Raw genomic sequence first — 16898 nt, 5'->3', positions numbered from 1 at the left:
GTCAGAACAGGAAATAGCGTTGCGCCATGGGCAGCACTTTGGCGGGCTCGCAGGTGAGCAGCTGGCCGTCGGCGATCACCTCGTAGGTTTCGGGGTCCACGCTGATCGACGGTTGCCACGCGTTGTGGATCATTTGTGCCTTCGTGACGTTGCGGCAGTTCTTCACGGGCACGATGCGCTTGTGTAGCCCGTAGCGCTCGCCGATGCCTGCGTCGGCCGCCAGCTGCGAGACGAACGTAAGCGACGTGCGCGCGAGCGCACCGCCGCGCGTGGCGAACATTTCGCGATAGTGGACCGGCTGCGGCGTGGGAATCGATGCGTTCGGGTCGCCCATCTGCGCGACCGCGATCATGCCGCCCTTGAGGATCAGCGCCGGCTTGATGCCGAAGAACGCGGGTTCCCAGAACACGAGGTCGGCCCACTTGCCGGGCTCGATGGAGCCCACCTCGTGCGCAATGCCGTGCGTGAGCGCCGGGTTGATCGTGTACTTCGCGACATAGCGCTTCGCGCGGAAGTTGTCGTTGCGGCCGCTGTCTTCGGGCAGCGCGCCGCGCTGCGCCTTCATCTTGTGCGCCGTCTGCCACGTGCGGATGATGACCTCGCCCACGCGGCCCATGGCCTGCGAGTCCGACGAGAGCATGGACAGTGCGCCCAGGTCGTGCAGGATGTCTTCGGCCGCGATGGTCTCGCGGCGAATGCGCGATTCGGCGAACGCGATGTCTTCGGCAATCGACGGGTCCAGGTGGTGGCACACCATCAGCATGTCGAGGTGTTCGTCGAGCGTGTTGATGGTGTAGGGGCGCGTCGGGTTCGTGGACGAGGGCAGCACGTTCGCTTCGCCGCACACCTTGATGATGTCGGGCGCGTGGCCGCCGCCCGCGCCTTCGGTGTGATACGTGTGGATCGTGCGACCCTTGAACGCCGCGATGGTGGCTTCCACGAAGCCCGCTTCGTTCAGCGTGTCGGTGTGGATGGCGACCTGCGTGTCGGTGTCGTCGGCCACGGAAAGGCAGTTGTCGATGGCCGCGGGCGTGGAGCCCCAGTCCTCGTGCAGCTTGAGGCCAATGGCGCCCGCCGCGATCTGCTCCGTCGCGGGCGCGGGCTGGCTCACGTTGCCCTTGCCGAGAAAGCCCAGGTTGATGGGCCAGCCGTCCGCGGCCTGCAGCATGCGCTCCATGTGCCAGGGGCCGGGCGTGCAGGTGGTCGCGTTGGTGCCCGTGGCGGGGCCCGTGCCGCCGCCGATCATCGTCGTCACGCCGCTCGCGAGCGCCTCGTCGATCTGCTGCGGGCTGATGAAGTGGATGTGCGTGTCGATGCCGCCCGCGGTCACGATCATGCCTTCGCCCGCAATCACCTCCGTCGCCGCGCCGATCGGAATGGTCACGCCGGGCTGGATGTCCGGATTGCCTGCCTTGCCGATAGCGAAGACGCGGCCGTTCTTGATGCCGATGTCGGCCTTCACGATGCCCCAGTGATCGAGAATCACGGCGTTCGTGACGACGGTGTCCACGACGTCGGCCGCGACGCGCTGCGACTGGCCCATGCCGTCGCGAATCACCTTGCCGCCGCCGAACTTCACCTCGTCGCCGTAGACGGTGTAGTCGCGCTCGATCTCGATCAGGAGGTCGGTGTCGGCGAGCCTCACGCGGTCGCCCGTGGTGGGGCCGAACATTTCCGCGTAGGCGCGGCGGTCAATGCGTAGTGTCATGGTGGGTCCGCAAGAATCGGTGATGCCGGATGACGTTGCCAATGAAGTGGCGGGTAATGAAGCTGACGGATACGGAGTGCGCGCGGGGTTGTAGCGAAGGCTGGCCGTGAAGTCTGGCCATCAAGCCTGCATGCAGCGCAGGCCGCCGCCTGTGCGCTTACAGCGGTCCCATCACCTTGCCGTTGAAGCCGTAAACGGTGCGATCGCCCGCCAGCGCGACGAGTTCGACGGTGCGCTCCTGGCCCGGCTCGAAGCGCACGGCCGTGCCCGCCGCGATGTTGAGGCGAAAGCCGCGCGCCGCTTCGCGATCGAACGAAAGCGCCGCGTTCACTTCGTAGAAGTGGTAGTGCGAACCGATCTGCACGGGCCGGTCGCCCGTGTTCGAAACCGTGACGGTGACCGTCTCGCGGCCCGCGTTCAGTTCGATCTGGCCGTCTTCGACAATGAGTTCGCCGGGAATCATGGTGCGTGCCTCAAGAGGAGAATTCGGGAAAGCCTGCGCCCGGCAGACATCAGGGGATGGGATGGTGCACGGTGACGAGCTTCGTGCCGTCGGGGAACGTGGCTTCCACCTGGATGTCGGGGATCATCTCGGGCACCCCTTCCATCACGTCGTCGCGCGTGAGCAGCGTGGTGCCGTAGTGCATGACTTCGGCCACGGTCTTGCCGTCGCGCGCGGCTTCCATCAGCGCCGCGCTGATGAACGCGACCGCTTCGGGATAGTTCAGTTTCAATCCGCGCGCGCGGCGCCGCTCGGCGAGCAGCGCGGCGGTGAAGATCAGCAGTTTGTCCTTTTCGCGGGGAGTGAGCTTCATCGGCTTGTGTGTGGTGGTTTCGCGGCGAGGGGAGCCTTACGGAGGGCTCACGGGCCGCCCGTGGCGGCCCGCGCCAGTATCTCACGCAGGTGCGGCGCTGAACATATCGGCGCGGGGAGGCGGGACCAACCCAGGACGAACCCGGGACGAACCCGCGCGGCATCAGAGGTCGGTCGGCAGGGGCGCGCCGAACCACTTCTTCGACATCGCGTTCAGCTGGCCGTCCTGCTTGGCCTGTTGCAGTGCGCCGTTGACCTTCGCGAGCAGACGCGGCTCGTTCTTGTTGAGGCCCACGAAGCACGGCGAGTTCTTGATGACGAACTTCGGCTCCGGGCGGCGCGGCGGGTTCTTCGCGAGAATCGACGCGGCCACGATGTTGCCCGCTGCGATCAGTTGCACCTGGCCCGAGAGGAACGCGGCGATGGTCGCGTTGTTGTCCTCGAAGCGCTTGATGGTGGCGTTCGGTGCCATTTGCGAAAGGGCGATCTCTTCGAGCGCGCCGCGCGTGGCGCCCACGGTCTTGCCGGTGAGGTCGGCGGGACCCGTCACCTTGATGTCGGCCGGGCCGAACACGCCCTGGTAGTACGGCGCGTAGGCCGTGGAAAAGTCGATCACCTTCTCGCGGTCCGGTGTCTTGCCAAGCGACGAGATGACGAGATCCACCTTGCCCGTCTGCAGATACGGAATGCGGTTCGCGCTGTTCACGGGCACGAGTTGCAGCTTCACGTTCATGGCTTTCGCGAGCAGGGCGGCCGTGTCGATGTCGTAGCCCTGCGGTTGCATGTCGGGCCCGACCGAGCCGAACGGCGGGTAGTCCTCCGGCACGGCGACTTTCAGCACGCCGGCCTTGGCGATGCTGTCGAGCGCATCGGCGTGAGCGGCTTGCGGCGCGAGCGCGATCAGCGCGGTGAGCGGCGCGGCCAGCGCGGCGGCGAGCGCGGCGCGGCGCAGGGGACGAAACGCGCGGGCTGCGTGACGAGTGGCAGGAGCGATGGAAAAAGACGTGGCAAGAGAGGTGGAAAGCGCGGCGGCAAAGCGGGTGGCAAGACGGGCGGCGAGGTGATTCATGAGCGGGAGGTCTCCAGCGGGGCAACGTGTGGTTTCTTTTCGCCGCGTGCCGTGGTGGGCGACCGGTTCAGCACAGGCACGCGAACGTGATGCGATGGCGCGGACCACCCAGGCAGCGGGCGCGGCGAGGCACGATCAAGAGCAAGGGGTATGCCAAACGTGTTGCGGCGGTGCCTGCGCAGATCGATACGCAGCTCTGTGCACCGCTATGGCGCGCGTTGGGCGAGGCGATGTTCGAACGTGGTGCGTAGGCGGTGCCATGAACGCGGGCCGCGCGGCGAACCCATGCGCCAGCGAGTGCTGCGCGGAATGCGGCGATATGTGCGACGTCGAGTGCTACGTCGAGTGCGGCCGACTGGTACTGACAACGAGTGTGCCCGTGAACGCGACCGTAAAACACGGCCATCGAACACGGCTATCGAGTGCGGCCCGAACGGACGCTACGTCGTCCAGAGCCGCAGCGGCCTGGCCTCTACGCCATGCACGAGAGGCCGCAGTTGCATCCAGCAGTCGATCAGCGCGTGCTGAAGCGTTTCCATCGATCGCGCCACCGCCCGCACCACCAGCACGCCAGGACAGATGCACGATGCGCCGGCGCGCAACGCGTCGTCGAAGGGAAGCCGGGCGGTCAGCGACTCCGCGAGCGTGTCGTCGCATGCGGGCCCCACGGCCCACAGCGTTCCGTAAGCCGGGTAGCCGGCAAGGCCCTGCGGCGCATCGCGCAGCGCGTCATCCGCAGTGAGCCGGGCGCGCTCGAACCACAGAAGCGGGTCTTGCGCCGGTTGAGCGGACGGTGCTGCCGCGGCACTGCGCGCCACGATGCGCGAAACGGCCTGCAACGAGCCCTGCGACCAGCGCTCGCCCGCAGCCTGGCGGCCCAACTGCGTGGCGTCCCAGCCGATGGCGGTGGCGCCGCTCGCGAGCGTCAGCGTGAAGTCGAGTTCCGCGTGCGCGTGGTCGAACACAAGGTTGTTCTGCGGCAGCCAGTCGAGCTTCGCATGCGCGCCCACGTCGATTGCGATGCGCTGGCGCGCGCGGCGTCCGTTCGACTTGTACCACTTGGTCGCGCCCGGCGTGGTCAGCACGGCGTGTGTGCCGGCGTCGAGCGTGATGCCGATGTCGAGCGTGTCGCCGCCCGCAATGCCCGCCGGCGGATGCACGATCACGGCGTGGCAGATCGCATCGCCTTCGGGATAAAGCGGACGCTGCACGCGCAGCGGGCCTTCATGCAACCGATGCGTGAGCGCCGTGCGCGCACCCTGCCGCGCGAAGCCGAGTTCGAGGCGCGCCTGCCATTCGCGGCGACTCGCGGCGGATGGCTGCGCAAGCGCGATGTGATCTTCGTGAAGCGACATGCGTGGAATGCGTGGATGCTTGGATGCGTGGAGGTGCGTAGGTTGCGTGCCCGATTGTGCGCCGGGATGCGATGTGCTGCGATGTGCTGCGATGTGCAGTTCGGTTCGATGCACCGCTCGTGGCTGGCGGCCGATCACGTCCCGTCGTGACACCGCGAGCCGTGGCTGGCGCAACGGTGGCCGAGCATAGCACGCAGCCGCTCCGGCTTTGCTCGCATCGGCGCGTGCCCGTCGCAGGCAAAGCGCGATGCGGATCCAGACCCGGACCCGGCTTCAGACTGGATTCAGCGTCCGCCCGCAGGCCTAAACCGCGATCATCGCCCGCACCCCGTCCGCATCCATGTTCGCGCCTTCGCCGCCCGCCACGATCTCGCCGCGGCTCATCACCCAGTAGTGGTCCGCAATGGCCTTCGCGAAGTCGTAGTACTGCTCGACGAGCAGCACCGTCATGCGCATCTCTTCCACGAGGTGGCGCAGCGTGCGTCCGATGTCCTGGATGATCGATGGCTGAATGCCTTCGGTGGGCTCGTCGAGAATCAGCAGTTGCGGCTCGCTCATCAGCGCGCGGCCAATCGCGAGTTGCTGCTGCTGGCCGCCCGACAGGTCGCCGCCGCGGCGCGCGCGCATGTCCTTCAGCACGGGAAAGAGTTCGTAGATGCTGTCCGGAATCTTTTTCGGCGCCTTCTTGCTGGCCGCGCCGATCAGCAGGTTTTCCTCGACGGTGAGCCGCGGAAAGATGTCGCGCCCTTGCGGCACGTAGGCGATGCCCTGCGCCACGCGCGCATGCGGCGGCAGCTTCGTGATGGCTTGCTCGCGCCATTCGATGGTGCCGCTGCGAGGCTGCACCACGCCCATCAGGCAGCGCAGCAGCGTGGTCTTGCCCACGCCGTTGCGGCCCAGCAGCACCGTGAGCTTGCCTTCGGGCACGGTGAGGTTCACGTCGCGCAGGATGTGGCTGCCGCCGTAATACTGGTTGAGGGTCTGGACTTTCAGCATGGGCTCGATGGTTGCTCGATGGTTGCTTGACGGTGGCTTGATCGTCTCTGTGCGGACCGTGCGGGTGGAGGTGAACGAGATTGGCGAAGGTCGGTGCCTCTAGCGCCCCAGGTACGACTCGATCACGGTTTCGTCGCGCTTCACTTCGTCGAGCGTGCCCTGCGCGAGCACGCGGCCTTCGGCCATCACCGTCACACGGCCTTTGTCGCCGGCCAGTGCGGCGACGAACTCCATGTCGTGCTCGACCACCATCATCGAGCAACTGCCGCGCAGGCGGTTCAGCAGCGCGGCGAGTTCCATGGTTTCGTCGTCGGTCATGCCTGCCGCGGGTTCGTCGAGCAGCAGCAGCGCGGGCTGTTGCATCAGCAGCATGCCGATTTCGAGCCGCTGTTTCTGGCCGTGCGAAAGCTCGCCCGCGAGCCGCATGGCCTCGTTTTCGAGCCGGATCACTTCCAGCGTTTCTTCGATGCGTGCCTGCGCCGCGCGGTTGAGCCGCGCGCGCAGCGACGCCCACCAGCGCTTGTCCGTCTTCATCGCCAGTTCGAGGTTTTCCCACACGGGGTGCTGCTCGAACACCGTGGGCTTCTGGAACTTGCGGCCAATGCCCGAACGCGCGATGGCGGGTTCGTTCAGGCGCGTGAGGTCGATGGTCTGGCCGAGGAACACCTTGCCCGCGTCGGGGCGCGTCTTGCCCGTGATGACGTCCATCATCGTGGTCTTGCCCGCGCCGTTCGGGCCAATCACGCAGCGCAGCTCGCCCGCGTCGATGGAAAGCGAGAGCGCGTTGAGCGCGCGAAAGCCGTCGAAGCTCACCGTCACGTCTTCGAGATAGAGGATCGTGCCGTGCGAGACGTCGATTTCGCCGGGCGTGACGGCGTGGCCCAAGCCAGCCTCGCCCGAGAGCGTGAGCACGTCGTGTTCGTCCGGGTGGGTGAGGTCGGGCGTCATGGCGTTCTCGTTCATTTGCGCACCCTCCGAGCGGCCATGTCGATGAGCCCCATGATGCCGTTGGGCAGCAAGAGCGGCACCAGCACGAAGATCGCGCCGAGGAAGAACAGCCAGTACTCCGCGAACCACGCCGTGAAGACCGTCTTCGCGCCGTTCACGGCGAAGGCGCCGATGATGGGCCCGATCAGCGTGCCGCGTCCGCCCACCGCGACCCAGATCGCCATTTCGATGGAATTGCCCGGCGACATCTCGCTCGGGTTGATGATGCCCACCTGCGGCACGTAAAGCGCACCGGCAATGCCGCACAGCACGGCCGAGAAGGTCCACACGAAGAGCTTGTAGCCGAGCGGGTTGTAGCCGAGAAACATGAGGCGCGTTTCGCCGTCGCGTACGGCGGTCACCACGCGCCCCAGCTTCGAGGTGACGATGGCGCGCGCCGCGATGAACGCGAGCACGAGCGCGGCGAACGTCATCAGGAAGAGCGCGGTGCGCGTGCCCGCATGCGTGATCGGGAAACCGGCGATGCGCTTGAAGTCCGTAAAGCCGTTGTTGCCGCCGAAGCCCGTTTCGTTGCGATAGAAGAGCAGCATCGCGGCGAAGGTCATGGCCTGCGTGATGATGGAGAGATACACGCCCTTCACGCGCGAGCGGAACGTGAAGAAGCCGAACACCCAGGCCACCACGGCGGGCACGAGCACCATGAGCAGCAGCGCATACGCGAGATGCTGCGTGCCCTGCCAATACCAGGGCAGCGCGTGCCAGTCGAGAAACACCATGAAGTCGGGCAGGTCGCTGCCGTACTTGCCGTCGCGGCCGATGGCGCGCATCAGGTACATGCCGATGGCGTAGCCGCCCAGCGCGAAGAAGAGCCCGTGGCCGAGGCTCAGAATGCCGCAGTAGCCCCAGACCAGATCGAGCGCGAGCGCCGCGATGGCATAGCACATGAGCTTGCCCACGAGCGTCATCGCGTAGGCGGAGAGGTGCAGGGCGCTGGTTTCGGGAATGACGAGCGCGCTCACAGGCACGCCGATGCCCACGGCGAGAATCAGCGCGATGAGCGCAAGCCACGCGCCGCGCGAAAGCAGCGCGGGGCGCGGCGGAAGACCGAGCGCGAAACCTTGCTGAAGGGCGCGCTGGGCGCCTGCGCCTGCGCCTGCGCCTGCCGTGGCCGTTGCGAGACCTGTGCCGGCGGTGCCGGAAGTGACCCCCGTAGTGGCCCCCGAAGTGGCATTCGAAGAAGAGGCGAGCGTCATGTCACGCCTCCGCGCTGCGGCCCTTGAGGGCAAAGAGCCCCTGCGGACGCTTCTGGATGAAGAGCACGATCAGCACGAGCACCGCGATCTTCGCGAGCACCGCGCCCCAGAACGGCTCGATCGTCTTGCTCACGAGGCCAAGGCCGAAGCCGCCGATCACCGTGCCCGCCAGCTGGCCCACGCCGCCCAGCACCACGGCCATGAACGAATCGATGATGTAGCTCTGCCCGAGGTCCGGCCCCACGTTGCCGATCTGCGAGAGCGCGCAGCCGCCCAGTCCCGCGATGCCCGCGCCGAACGCGAACGCATACGAGTCCACGCGCGCCGTCTTCACGCCCACGCACGCCGCCATGCGGCGGTTCTGCGTGACGGCACGCACGAAGAGGCCGAGGCGCGTCTTCGTGAGCACGGCCCACGCAATGGCCACCACGATCAGCGAGAACGCGAGAATCGCGAGGCGGTTGTACGGCAGGATCAGGTTCTGCATGACCGTGACGCCGCCGCTCATCCATGAAGGATTGGCGACCTGCACGTTCTGCGCGCCGAACAGCGTGCGCGTGGCCTGGATCAGGATCAGGCTGACGCCGAACGTGGTGAGCAGCGTTTCCAGCGGACGGCCGTACAGATGCCGCAGCACGAGCCGCTCGAGCACGAGCCCGACAACCGCCGCCGAGACGAACGAGGCCGGCACGGCCGCAAGCGGATACCAGTCGAACGCGGCGGCCGCGTGGCTCTGGAAGAAGCTCTGCACGACGTAAGTGGTGTACGCGCCGATCATCAGAAACTCGCCGTGCGCCATGTTGATGACGCCGATCAGCCCGTACGTGATCGCAAGGCCGAGCGCCGCGAGCAGCAGCACGCTGCCGAGCGAAAGCCCCGCGAACACGGTGCCCGCAATTTCGCTGCGGCGCTGGATGGCGTCGAGCGCATCGATGCCCTGTTGCGCGGCGGCGCGCACCTTCGCGTCGCTTTCCACGAAGCTGCCGTCGGGCTTTTTCGCGACGAGCGGGCGCAGCAGTTCGTACATGTCGAGATCGTGGCGTGCCGCGACGAGCTGCACGGCATCGAGGCGCTTTGCCGGGTCGCTGTCGTGCAGGGCGGTCATGGCCCAGAGCGTATCGAGGCGTTTCTTGAGCTGCGGGTCGGTTTCCTTCGCGCGGGCCGCGTCGATCATCGGCTTCATCGCGGGGTCGGGGTTTTGCAGCAGCGCGGCAATCGCGGCGCGGCGCGTTTCGAGGTCGGGCGCGGCCAGTTGCAGCCCCGATACGGCGCCCGCCACCTTCGAGCGCAGCAGGTTGTTCAGCGTGATGGGCTGGGCGTCGCTGGCTTCTACGGCTTTACCCGTCACCGCGTCGTGCAACGTGTCGCCTTCCTGGACCAGCACCTCACCTGAATCCGTGGCGAGCACGCTGTCTTCGGCAAGCGCTTTGAGCAGCGCGAGCGAGGGCGCGTCGTGCGCCGCGATCAGTTTGTCGATGGCGGCGGACTTCGCGTCGAAGTCGTCGGCTGCAAGCGGTGCGACGTCTTCGTTCGTCAGCGCAAACGCGCGCACGGGCACGAGCGCCGACGCCGCGGCGAACAGCAGGCACAGCGCGAGCGCCGTGCCGCTGCCCTTGCGCGCCACGCGCACGACGTGCGCCGCGCGGCCCACGTGCGGCACATGTGCGACACGTGCCACATGTGCCGCGCGCGCCACGTATTGCGCAAGCGAAGACGCCGCGCGCATCGCGATTGCAATGGCCGTCATTGCAGCGTCAGGCCACGCGCCGGCGGCGCAGGAACTCGGGAATCGAGCTCACCACGTCCGGCTTGCCCTGATTGCCCGCGATGTACGGGCTCCACGGCTGCGCGCGAATCGCGGTCTTCGTTTTCCAGACCACGTTGAACTGGCCGTCCGCGCGAACCTCGCCGATCATCACGGGCTTGTGCAGGTGATGGTTGCCGTCCATCTCCAGCACGAAGCCCGACGGTGCGTTGAACTTCTGGCCGATCATCGCCACGCGCACCTTGTCGACGTCGGTGCTCTTCGCTTTCTCCACGGCCTGCTTCCACATGTGGATGCCGACGAAGGTGGCTTCCATCGGGTCGTTCGTCACGCGTTTCGTGCCGCCGGGCAGGTTCTGCGACTTCACCCACTCGGCCCACTGCGCCTTGAACTTCGTGTTGACCGGGTTCTTCACCGACATGAAGTAGTTCCACGCCGCGAGGTTGCCCACGAGCGGTTTGGTGTCGATGCCGCGCAGTTCTTCTTCGCCCACCGAGAACGCGACCACGGGCACGTCCGTCGCCTTCAGCCCCTGGTTGCCGAGTTCCTTGTAGAACGGCACGTTCGAGTCGCCGTTCACCGTCGAGATCACGCAGGTCTTGCCGCCCTGCGCGAAGGTCTTGATGTTCGCGACGATGGTCTGATAGTCGCTGTGGCCGAACGGCGTGTAGACCTCCTGAATGTCGGCGTCCTGCACGCCCTTCGAGTGCAGGAACGCGCGCAGGATCTTGTTGGTGGTGCGCGGGTAGACGTAGTCGGTGCCGAGCAGGAAGAAGCGCTTCGCGCCGCCGCCTTCGGCGCTCATCAGGTACTCGGTGGCGGGAATGGCCTGCTGGTTCGGCGCCGCGCCCGTATAGAACACGTTGCGCGACATCTCTTCGCCCTCGTACTGCACGGGGTAGAAGAGCAGGCCGTTGAGTTCCTCGAACACGGGCAGCACGGATTTGCGCGACACCGAAGTCCAGCAGCCGAACACCACGGCCACCTTGTCCTGCGTGATCAGTTGACGGGCCTTTTCGGCGAAGAGCGGCCAGTTCGATGCCGGGTCCACCACGACGGGTTCGAGCTTGCGGCCCATCACGCCGCCGGACGCGTTGATCTCGGCGATCGTCATGAGCGCGGTGTCTTTGAGCGAGGTCTCCGAGATCGCCATCGTGCCGGACAGCGAATGCAGAATGCCTACCTTGATCGGGCCGCTGCCCGTGTCCGCCTTCGCGAACGGTACGCGTGCCGCCAGCGCGAGTGCGCTCGACATGGTGCCCAGCTTCAACAGACTGCGTCGCTTCATGTGGTTCCCCTTGCCAATGGATGGGTGTGAATTCGGAGGTCGGCCCTCGGAGGCGAAACGCAGGCCATGACGGCGCCGGCGGTTTCGCGCGTTGGTTATCTGCGTTATCTGCTTGTCTGGCGGGAGGTGTTACTGCAAGGCATATGCCAACGCGGTGCTGTCAGCACGAGATCCGCATGAACGCACGTAGCGGCGCGGTTGGATCGCAATGCGCGCAGCGCGCGGGCGAGCGATGCTGGTGCATGCGCGGGCATCGAGGAGCGCGATGCATCGTCGCGGTGCGCGATGTGACGAAAGGGCGGGAAGGCGTGGTGGTCGGCGCGTCGAAGCGGATCGCGAAGGGCGCTATGCGTGCCCGACGATGGAATGCCGAAGCGCAGCGTGCGTGCACTGCAAGCGCTTGCAGTGCACGCACGCTGCGCCGTTGTGCACCCGCTTCGGGCGAGGGCTATGACCGCGAGAGACCGCGCGTGCGTTCGAGGGATTCGTGCGCGGCTATGAGCGCGGCGTGCTTGCCACGTTCTCGCTGTCGCGCATCGTGAAGCGGCGTGGATCGGTGAGACCTGCGGCACGATGGCCGGGTCCATCAGGAAAACGAAGCAGGAAGGAAAGAAGCCGGAGAGGGTTGTCGCCGCCCGTGGCGGGCGGCGGCAGAGAGCAGTGCCAGAAGGGCGCCCAGTCTCAGTAAGTGGGCACCGAAGGGTCCACCTGGCGCGACCAGGCGTCGATGCCGCCTTGCAGGTTGAAGACTTTCGTGAAGCCGCGCGACTCGAGGAACATCGCGACCTGGGCGCTGCGTGCGCCGTGGTGGCACACGCAGACAATCTGCGCTTCGTCGTCCAGTTCCTCGCTGCGCGCGGGAATCTCGCGCATCGGGATCGACACGGCGCCGGCGATCTGCGCTGTCTGGATTTCCCACGGCTCGCGCACGTCGAGCAGCACGGGCGCGGGGCGGGCGGAGTCGGCCAGCCATTCGGCGAGCGCGGGGGCGGTCAGGTTTTGCATGATGGCGTGTCGTCCGTTGTCGGCAGTTCGTTGTCGTCGGTTTGCAGGTGGGCAAACCGGCTCAGAACTTGAATCGCGGCGGCTGGACGGCGTTGTGCAGCGGCTCGATGTACGTTTCGAACACGTCGGCAATGCGGTACTGCTTCTCGTCGACGCGCGTAATGATCTGTGCCTTCATCACCGGCGCCACGCCGACGAATGCCGCGAGCCGGCCGCCGATCTTCAGTTGCTCCAGCATTTCCTGCGGCAGCACGGGCAGGCCGCCCGACACGCAGATCACGTCGTAGGGCGCCGCCGCCGGCCAGCCGCGCGCGCCGTCGCCCGTCGCGACTTCCGCGTTCAGCACGCCGTTCGCGGCCAGGTTCGTACGCGCGAGTTCGGCCAGTTCCGGCTTGATGTCTACCGTCAGCACGTGCTGGGCGCGATGCGCGAGCAGCGCCGCCATGTAGCCCGAGCCCGCGCCGATTTCCAGCACGCTTTCGTGCTTCTTCACCGCCAGTTCCTGCAGCACGCGCGCTTCCACGCGCGGGGCCAGCATGTGCTCGCCGCCGGGCAGGGGAATTTCGAGGTCCGCGAAGGCGATGTTCACGTAAGCCGCGGGGACGAAGTTTTCACGCTTGACGACGGAGAGCAGGTTCAGCACGTCCTGGTCCAGCACATCCCAGGGGCGAATCTGCTGCTCGATCATGTTGAAACGCGCTTGTTCGATGTTCATGATGGTTCGGCGATGAGGTTCGGGTACAGCCAGGGGAAAAGTGTTGGACCACGCGCGCGTGGCCCATTTTTAAACTTGCGGAACGGCGGGATTGTACCAAACCGCGCTTTCTTCCCGGGCTGAAGCGGGCGCCGTGGGTCGGTGTTTGTCCCTATGCGAAAGGGCTTGCGCTCGGGCGCACGGGCGACCAAAAATGTAATCGATTACATTTTCCGCGACGTTTTCACGCAGCATCAGTCGCCCCCCGTGCCACGCCCTTGCCCATGTCAGGACGACTCCAACCAGACGCGGCCCCAGCCGCGACCGAGCCGAACGAACCGAAAGGCACGCCCGAGCCCGCGCTTTCGATTGCCGGGGTGGCCGAGCGCGCAGGGGTGTCGGTGGCCACGGTCTCGCGCGTGCTCAATGGTCACGCGAACGTGCGGGCCGCCACCCGCGAGCGCGTGATGGCCGCGGTGGAAAGCTGCGGCTATCGCGTCAACGAACTCGCGCGCAATCTGCGAACCGCCGAGAGCCGGCTGCTGCTCACCATGGTCCCCGACTTCGGCAATCCGTTTTACGCGGAGATCGTGCGCGGCATCGACAGCGTGGCGCGTCAGCATGGCTACTTCATGCTGCTGTGTGACACCGGCGCGGACCCGGGCCGCGAGCGAAGCTACTTCGACCTGTTGCGCCGCCGACGCGCCGACGGCGCCATCTGCCTCGATCCGGCCACGGTCCAGCAGGCGCTCGCGGACGAATCGGTCTCGCTGCCCTGGGTGGCGTGCTGCGAGTTCGATGCCCGCGTGGGCGTGCCCTACGTCGGCATCGACAACTACCGCGCCGCGGGCGATGCCGTGCGGCATCTGCTGGCGCGCGGCCACACGAAGATCGCGCTCATCAATTCCGACGAGCACTACCTGTATGCGCAGCAGCGCGAGCGCGGCTATCTGGATGCGCTCGCCGACGCCGGACTCACGCCGCGCGACGCCTGGCGCGTGAACCTGAACTGCCTCGATTACGAAGCGGGCGCCCGTGCCGCCGCGGCGCTCGCGCAACTGGACGATCCGCCTACGGCGATCTTCGCGGTCTCGGACACGCTCGCCATCGGCGTGCTCAACGGACTGCGCAGCGTGGGCCGGCGCGTGCCCGCCGACATCGCCGTGGTCGGCTTCGACGACATCACGCTGGCCGCGCAGGTGGACCCGCCGCTCACCACCATCGCGCAGCCTATGCGCGAGCTGGGCGAGACGGCGGCGCGGCTGCTGCTCAAACGGCTTGCCGAGCCGCAGACGAGCGTGCCCGGCGTGCTGCTGCCGCATCGGCTCGTGGTGCGGCAAAGCGCTTGAGGGCACGTAGCGGCATGTAGTAGCCCGTAGCGGGATGTAGCGGCACATAGAGGTGCCTGGGGGCACATAAGCGGCAGAGAGCGGCTGAAGCCGCGACTGACGGAGACCCGACGACATGAGCGTCGCAGTGCGATTCGACGATGTCCGCAAAGACTTCGGCCCTGTGCGTGTGCTGCACGGCGTGAGCTTCGAGCTTGCGCCCGCGCGCATTCACGGCCTGCTGGGCGAAAACGGCGCGGGCAAGTCGACGCTCATGAAGATTCTCGCGGGCTACGAGACGGCGACCTCGGGCGACATCCAGGTGGACGGCACACCGTGTCGCTTCGCCGGCTCGCGCGACGCCGAAGCCGCGGGCATCGTCTTGATCCACCAGGAGTTCAATCTCGCCGAGCATCTCTCGATTGCGCAGAACATGTATCTGGGGCACGAGAAGCGGCAGCGCGGCATGGGCGGCTGGCTGCTCGACGACGCAGCCATGCGCGCCGAGGCGCGTCACTACCTCGCGCAGGTGGGCCTCGAGCGCGACCCCGACACGAAAGTGCGCGACCTGATCGTCGCCGAAAAGCAGCTGGTGGAAATTGCCAAGGCGCTGTCGCGGCGGGCGCGCCTGCTCATCATGGACGAGCCCACGGCCACGCTCACGCCCGCCGAAACCGAGCGCCTCTTCGCGTTGATGGCGAAGCTCAAGGCGGAGGGCGTCACACTCGTCTACATCTCGCACAAGCTGGACGAAGTGCAGCGCGTGACCGACGACGTCACCGTGATGCGCGACGGCCGCTTCGTCGCACGCGCGGCCACGGCCGAACTATCGCGGCAACAGATGGCGAACCTCATGGTGGGCCGCGACGTATCGGACATGTTCCCGGCGCGCGCGCCCGTTGCCGACAACGCGCCCGTGGCGCTGAAGGTGGAGGGCCTCGTCGTGCCCGGCTGGGTGGGCGCCCAGGGCGGGCTTGCCTTCGAAGTGCGCGCGGGCGAAGTGCTCGGCTTTGCGGGGCTGGTGGGCGCAGGACGCACCGAGGCCTTCGAAGCGATCGTCGGTTTGCGGGCGCGCACGGCCGGCACGATCGAAATGACGGGCCGGCGCGTGACGCTGAAGAACCCGCGCGACGCCATGCGCCACGGCCTCACGTACCTGAGCGAGGACCGCAAGGGCAAGGGTCTGCACGTGGACCTGAACCTGCAGGACAACCTCACGCTGATGACGCTGGAGCGCTACGCGCATCCGCTGCTCGACCTGAAGGCTGGGCGCGATGCGCTCGAAAAGGCCGTGCGCGATTTCGGCATCCGCACCGGCGATCTGGCGAGCCGCGCCCGCATGCTCTCGGGCGGCAATCAGCAGAAGCTCGCGCTTGCCAAGTTCCTACAACCGGACCCGCGCGTAATCGTGCTCGACGAGCCCACGCGCGGCGTCGACGTGGGCGCAAAGCGCGACATCTATTTCCTGATTCACCGGCTCGCCGCCGAAGGCCGCGCCGTGATCGTGATCTCGTCCGAACTGATCGAGCTGATCGGGCTCTGCCATCGCGTGGCCGTGATGCGCGCGGGGCAGCTCGTCGCCACGCTCGGCATTGGACACCTGACCGAAGAGGAGCTGATCGCCCATGCAACCGGTACACACTGAAGCGCCGGATTCGCGCCGGGCGCGGCTTTCGTGGCGGCTCGCGCGGCGGGCCACGGGGCTTGGGCCCATCGTGGGGCTCGTCGCGCTCTGCGTGCTCGGCACGCTGCTCAACCGCGACTTCGCCACCGTCGACAACCTCATGAACGTGCTCACGCGCACGTCGTTCATCGGCATCATCGCGGTGGGCATGACGTTCGTGATCATCTCGGGCGGCATCGATCTTTCGGTGGGGTCGATGGCCGCGCTCATCGCGGGCGTCATGATCTGGGTAATGAACGCGCTTGCCACAGGCGCCGCGGGTGCCGTGGCGCACGGGCTGCCGCCGCTCGTCATCGTGCTGGCGGGCATCGTGCTCGCGCTCGTGCTGGGCGCCGCGTTCGGCTGCGCGCACGGCCTGCTCATTACGAAGGGGCGCATCGAACCGTTCATCGTGACGCTCGGCACGCTCGGCATCTTTCGCGCGGTGCTCACGTGGCTTGCGGACGGCGGTGCGCTCACGCTCGACAACACGCTCTCCGATCTGTACGGCCCCGTCTATTACGCGAGCCTCTTCGGCGTGCCGGTGCCGGTCTGGGTGTTTCTCGCCATGGCCGCGGGCGGCGCGTTGATTCTCAACCGCACCGCGTTCGGCAGACACGTGCAGGCCATCGGCTCCAACGAACAGGTGGCTCGCTATGCGGCCATTCGCGTGGATACCGTGAAGATCGTGACGTATGCGCTGCTCGGCGTATGCGTGGGCGTGGCGACGGTGCTCTACGTGCCGCGCCTCGGCTCCGCCACGCCCACCACGGGGCTGCTGTGGGAACTCGAAGCAATTGCCTCCGTGGTGGTGGGCGGCACCGCGCTCAAGGGCGGCGAAGGCCGCGTGCTGGGCACCGTGATCGGCGCGGTGCTGCTCTCGGTGATCGCGAACATTCTCTCTCACCAGCATCATCAGCGTGTATCTGAACGCGGCGGTGCAGGGCGTGGTGATCATCGTCGTTGCGTTCCTGCAGCGCGGGCGGCGGTGAACGTGTGTGCCCAGGCAGCA

At 66.9% G+C, this 16898-nt stretch carries 14 protein-coding genes and 1 pseudogene; 3 read left to right on the top strand and 12 right to left on the bottom strand.

Annotation, left to right across the window (positions count from 1 at the left end):
* Position 1 precedes the first annotated feature (1 nt).
* From ureC to PXJ20_RS18595, 12 genes are all read right to left on the bottom strand, one after another.
* On the bottom strand, positions 2-1708 hold the full coding sequence (gene ureC, locus PXJ20_RS18650; RefSeq protein WP_277597504.1) for an urease subunit alpha: 1707 nt from the start codon (positions 1706-1708) through the stop codon (positions 2-4).
* Positions 1709-1865: 157 nt separating this feature from the next.
* On the bottom strand, positions 1866-2171 hold the full coding sequence (locus PXJ20_RS18645; RefSeq protein ID WP_126877788.1) for an urease subunit beta: 306 nt from the start codon (positions 2169-2171) through the stop codon (positions 1866-1868).
* Between the two features lie 49 nt (positions 2172-2220).
* On the bottom strand, positions 2221-2523 hold the full coding sequence (gene ureA, locus PXJ20_RS18640; protein ID WP_017773123.1) for an urease subunit gamma: 303 nt from the start codon (positions 2521-2523) through the stop codon (positions 2221-2223).
* A gap of 162 nt (positions 2524-2685) precedes the next feature.
* Positions 2686-3591, bottom strand: a complete 906-nt coding sequence (locus PXJ20_RS18635; protein ID WP_421030495.1) for a transporter substrate-binding domain-containing protein — start codon at positions 3589-3591, stop codon at positions 2686-2688.
* 440 nt (positions 3592-4031) lie between these two features.
* Positions 4032-4946, bottom strand: coding sequence for an urease accessory protein UreD (locus tag PXJ20_RS18630; RefSeq protein WP_421030496.1), 915 nt, complete (start codon positions 4944-4946; stop codon positions 4032-4034).
* A gap of 303 nt (positions 4947-5249) precedes the next feature.
* Positions 5250-5942: an urea ABC transporter ATP-binding subunit UrtE gene (urtE, locus tag PXJ20_RS18625; protein ID WP_017773126.1), complete on the bottom strand. Its 693-nt coding sequence runs from the start codon at positions 5940-5942 to the stop codon at positions 5250-5252.
* Positions 5943-6041: 99 nt separating this feature from the next.
* Positions 6042-6905: an urea ABC transporter ATP-binding protein UrtD gene (gene urtD, locus PXJ20_RS18620; protein ID WP_421030497.1), complete on the bottom strand. Its 864-nt coding sequence runs from the start codon at positions 6903-6905 to the stop codon at positions 6042-6044.
* Positions 6902-8143, bottom strand: coding sequence for an urea ABC transporter permease subunit UrtC (urtC, locus tag PXJ20_RS18615; RefSeq protein ID WP_421030498.1), 1242 nt, complete (start codon positions 8141-8143; stop codon positions 6902-6904). Before urtC ends, urtD begins: the two co-directional genes overlap by 4 nt.
* A gap of 1 nt (position 8144) precedes the next feature.
* Positions 8145-9890, bottom strand: a complete 1746-nt coding sequence (gene urtB / locus PXJ20_RS18610) for an urea ABC transporter permease subunit UrtB (RefSeq protein WP_421030499.1) — start codon at positions 9888-9890, stop codon at positions 8145-8147.
* 7 nt (positions 9891-9897) lie between these two features.
* A complete protein-coding gene (gene urtA, locus PXJ20_RS18605) occupies positions 9898-11196 on the bottom strand; it encodes an urea ABC transporter substrate-binding protein (protein WP_026121114.1) in 1299 nt (432 codons plus the stop codon).
* A 681-nt stretch (positions 11197-11877) separates the two neighbouring features.
* A complete protein-coding gene (locus PXJ20_RS18600) occupies positions 11878-12201 on the bottom strand; it encodes a rhodanese-like domain-containing protein (protein WP_017773132.1) in 324 nt (107 codons plus the stop codon).
* Positions 12202-12262: 61 nt separating this feature from the next.
* Positions 12263-12916: a protein-L-isoaspartate O-methyltransferase family protein gene (locus tag PXJ20_RS18595; protein ID WP_017773133.1), complete on the bottom strand. Its 654-nt coding sequence runs from the start codon at positions 12914-12916 to the stop codon at positions 12263-12265.
* A gap of 263 nt (positions 12917-13179) precedes the next feature.
* Between PXJ20_RS18595 and PXJ20_RS18590 the strand changes: the two genes are divergently transcribed.
* The 3 genes and pseudogenes from PXJ20_RS18590 to PXJ20_RS18580 all read left to right on the top strand — a co-directional run bounded on the left by PXJ20_RS18590 (position 13180) and on the right by PXJ20_RS18580 (position 16878).
* Entirely contained in the window at positions 13180-14244 is a 1065-nt protein-coding gene (locus PXJ20_RS18590; protein WP_421030500.1) for a LacI family DNA-binding transcriptional regulator, read from the top strand.
* Between the two features lie 115 nt (positions 14245-14359).
* Entirely contained in the window at positions 14360-15868 is a 1509-nt protein-coding gene (locus PXJ20_RS18585) for a sugar ABC transporter ATP-binding protein (RefSeq protein ID WP_421030501.1), read from the top strand.
* Positions 15849-16878: pseudogene (locus PXJ20_RS18580) on the top strand (ABC transporter permease). Before PXJ20_RS18585 ends, PXJ20_RS18580 begins: the two are co-directional and overlap by 20 nt.
* The last annotated feature ends 20 nt before the right edge of the window (positions 16879-16898 follow it).

It is taken from the genome of Paraburkholderia sp. A1RI_3L (assembly GCF_048957895.1).
GTDB classification, from domain to species: Bacteria; Pseudomonadota; Gammaproteobacteria; order Burkholderiales; family Burkholderiaceae; genus Paraburkholderia; species Paraburkholderia kururiensis.
Note: the sequence above shows the minus strand (reverse complement) of the source record. Positions and strands in the feature narration are given on the sequence as shown.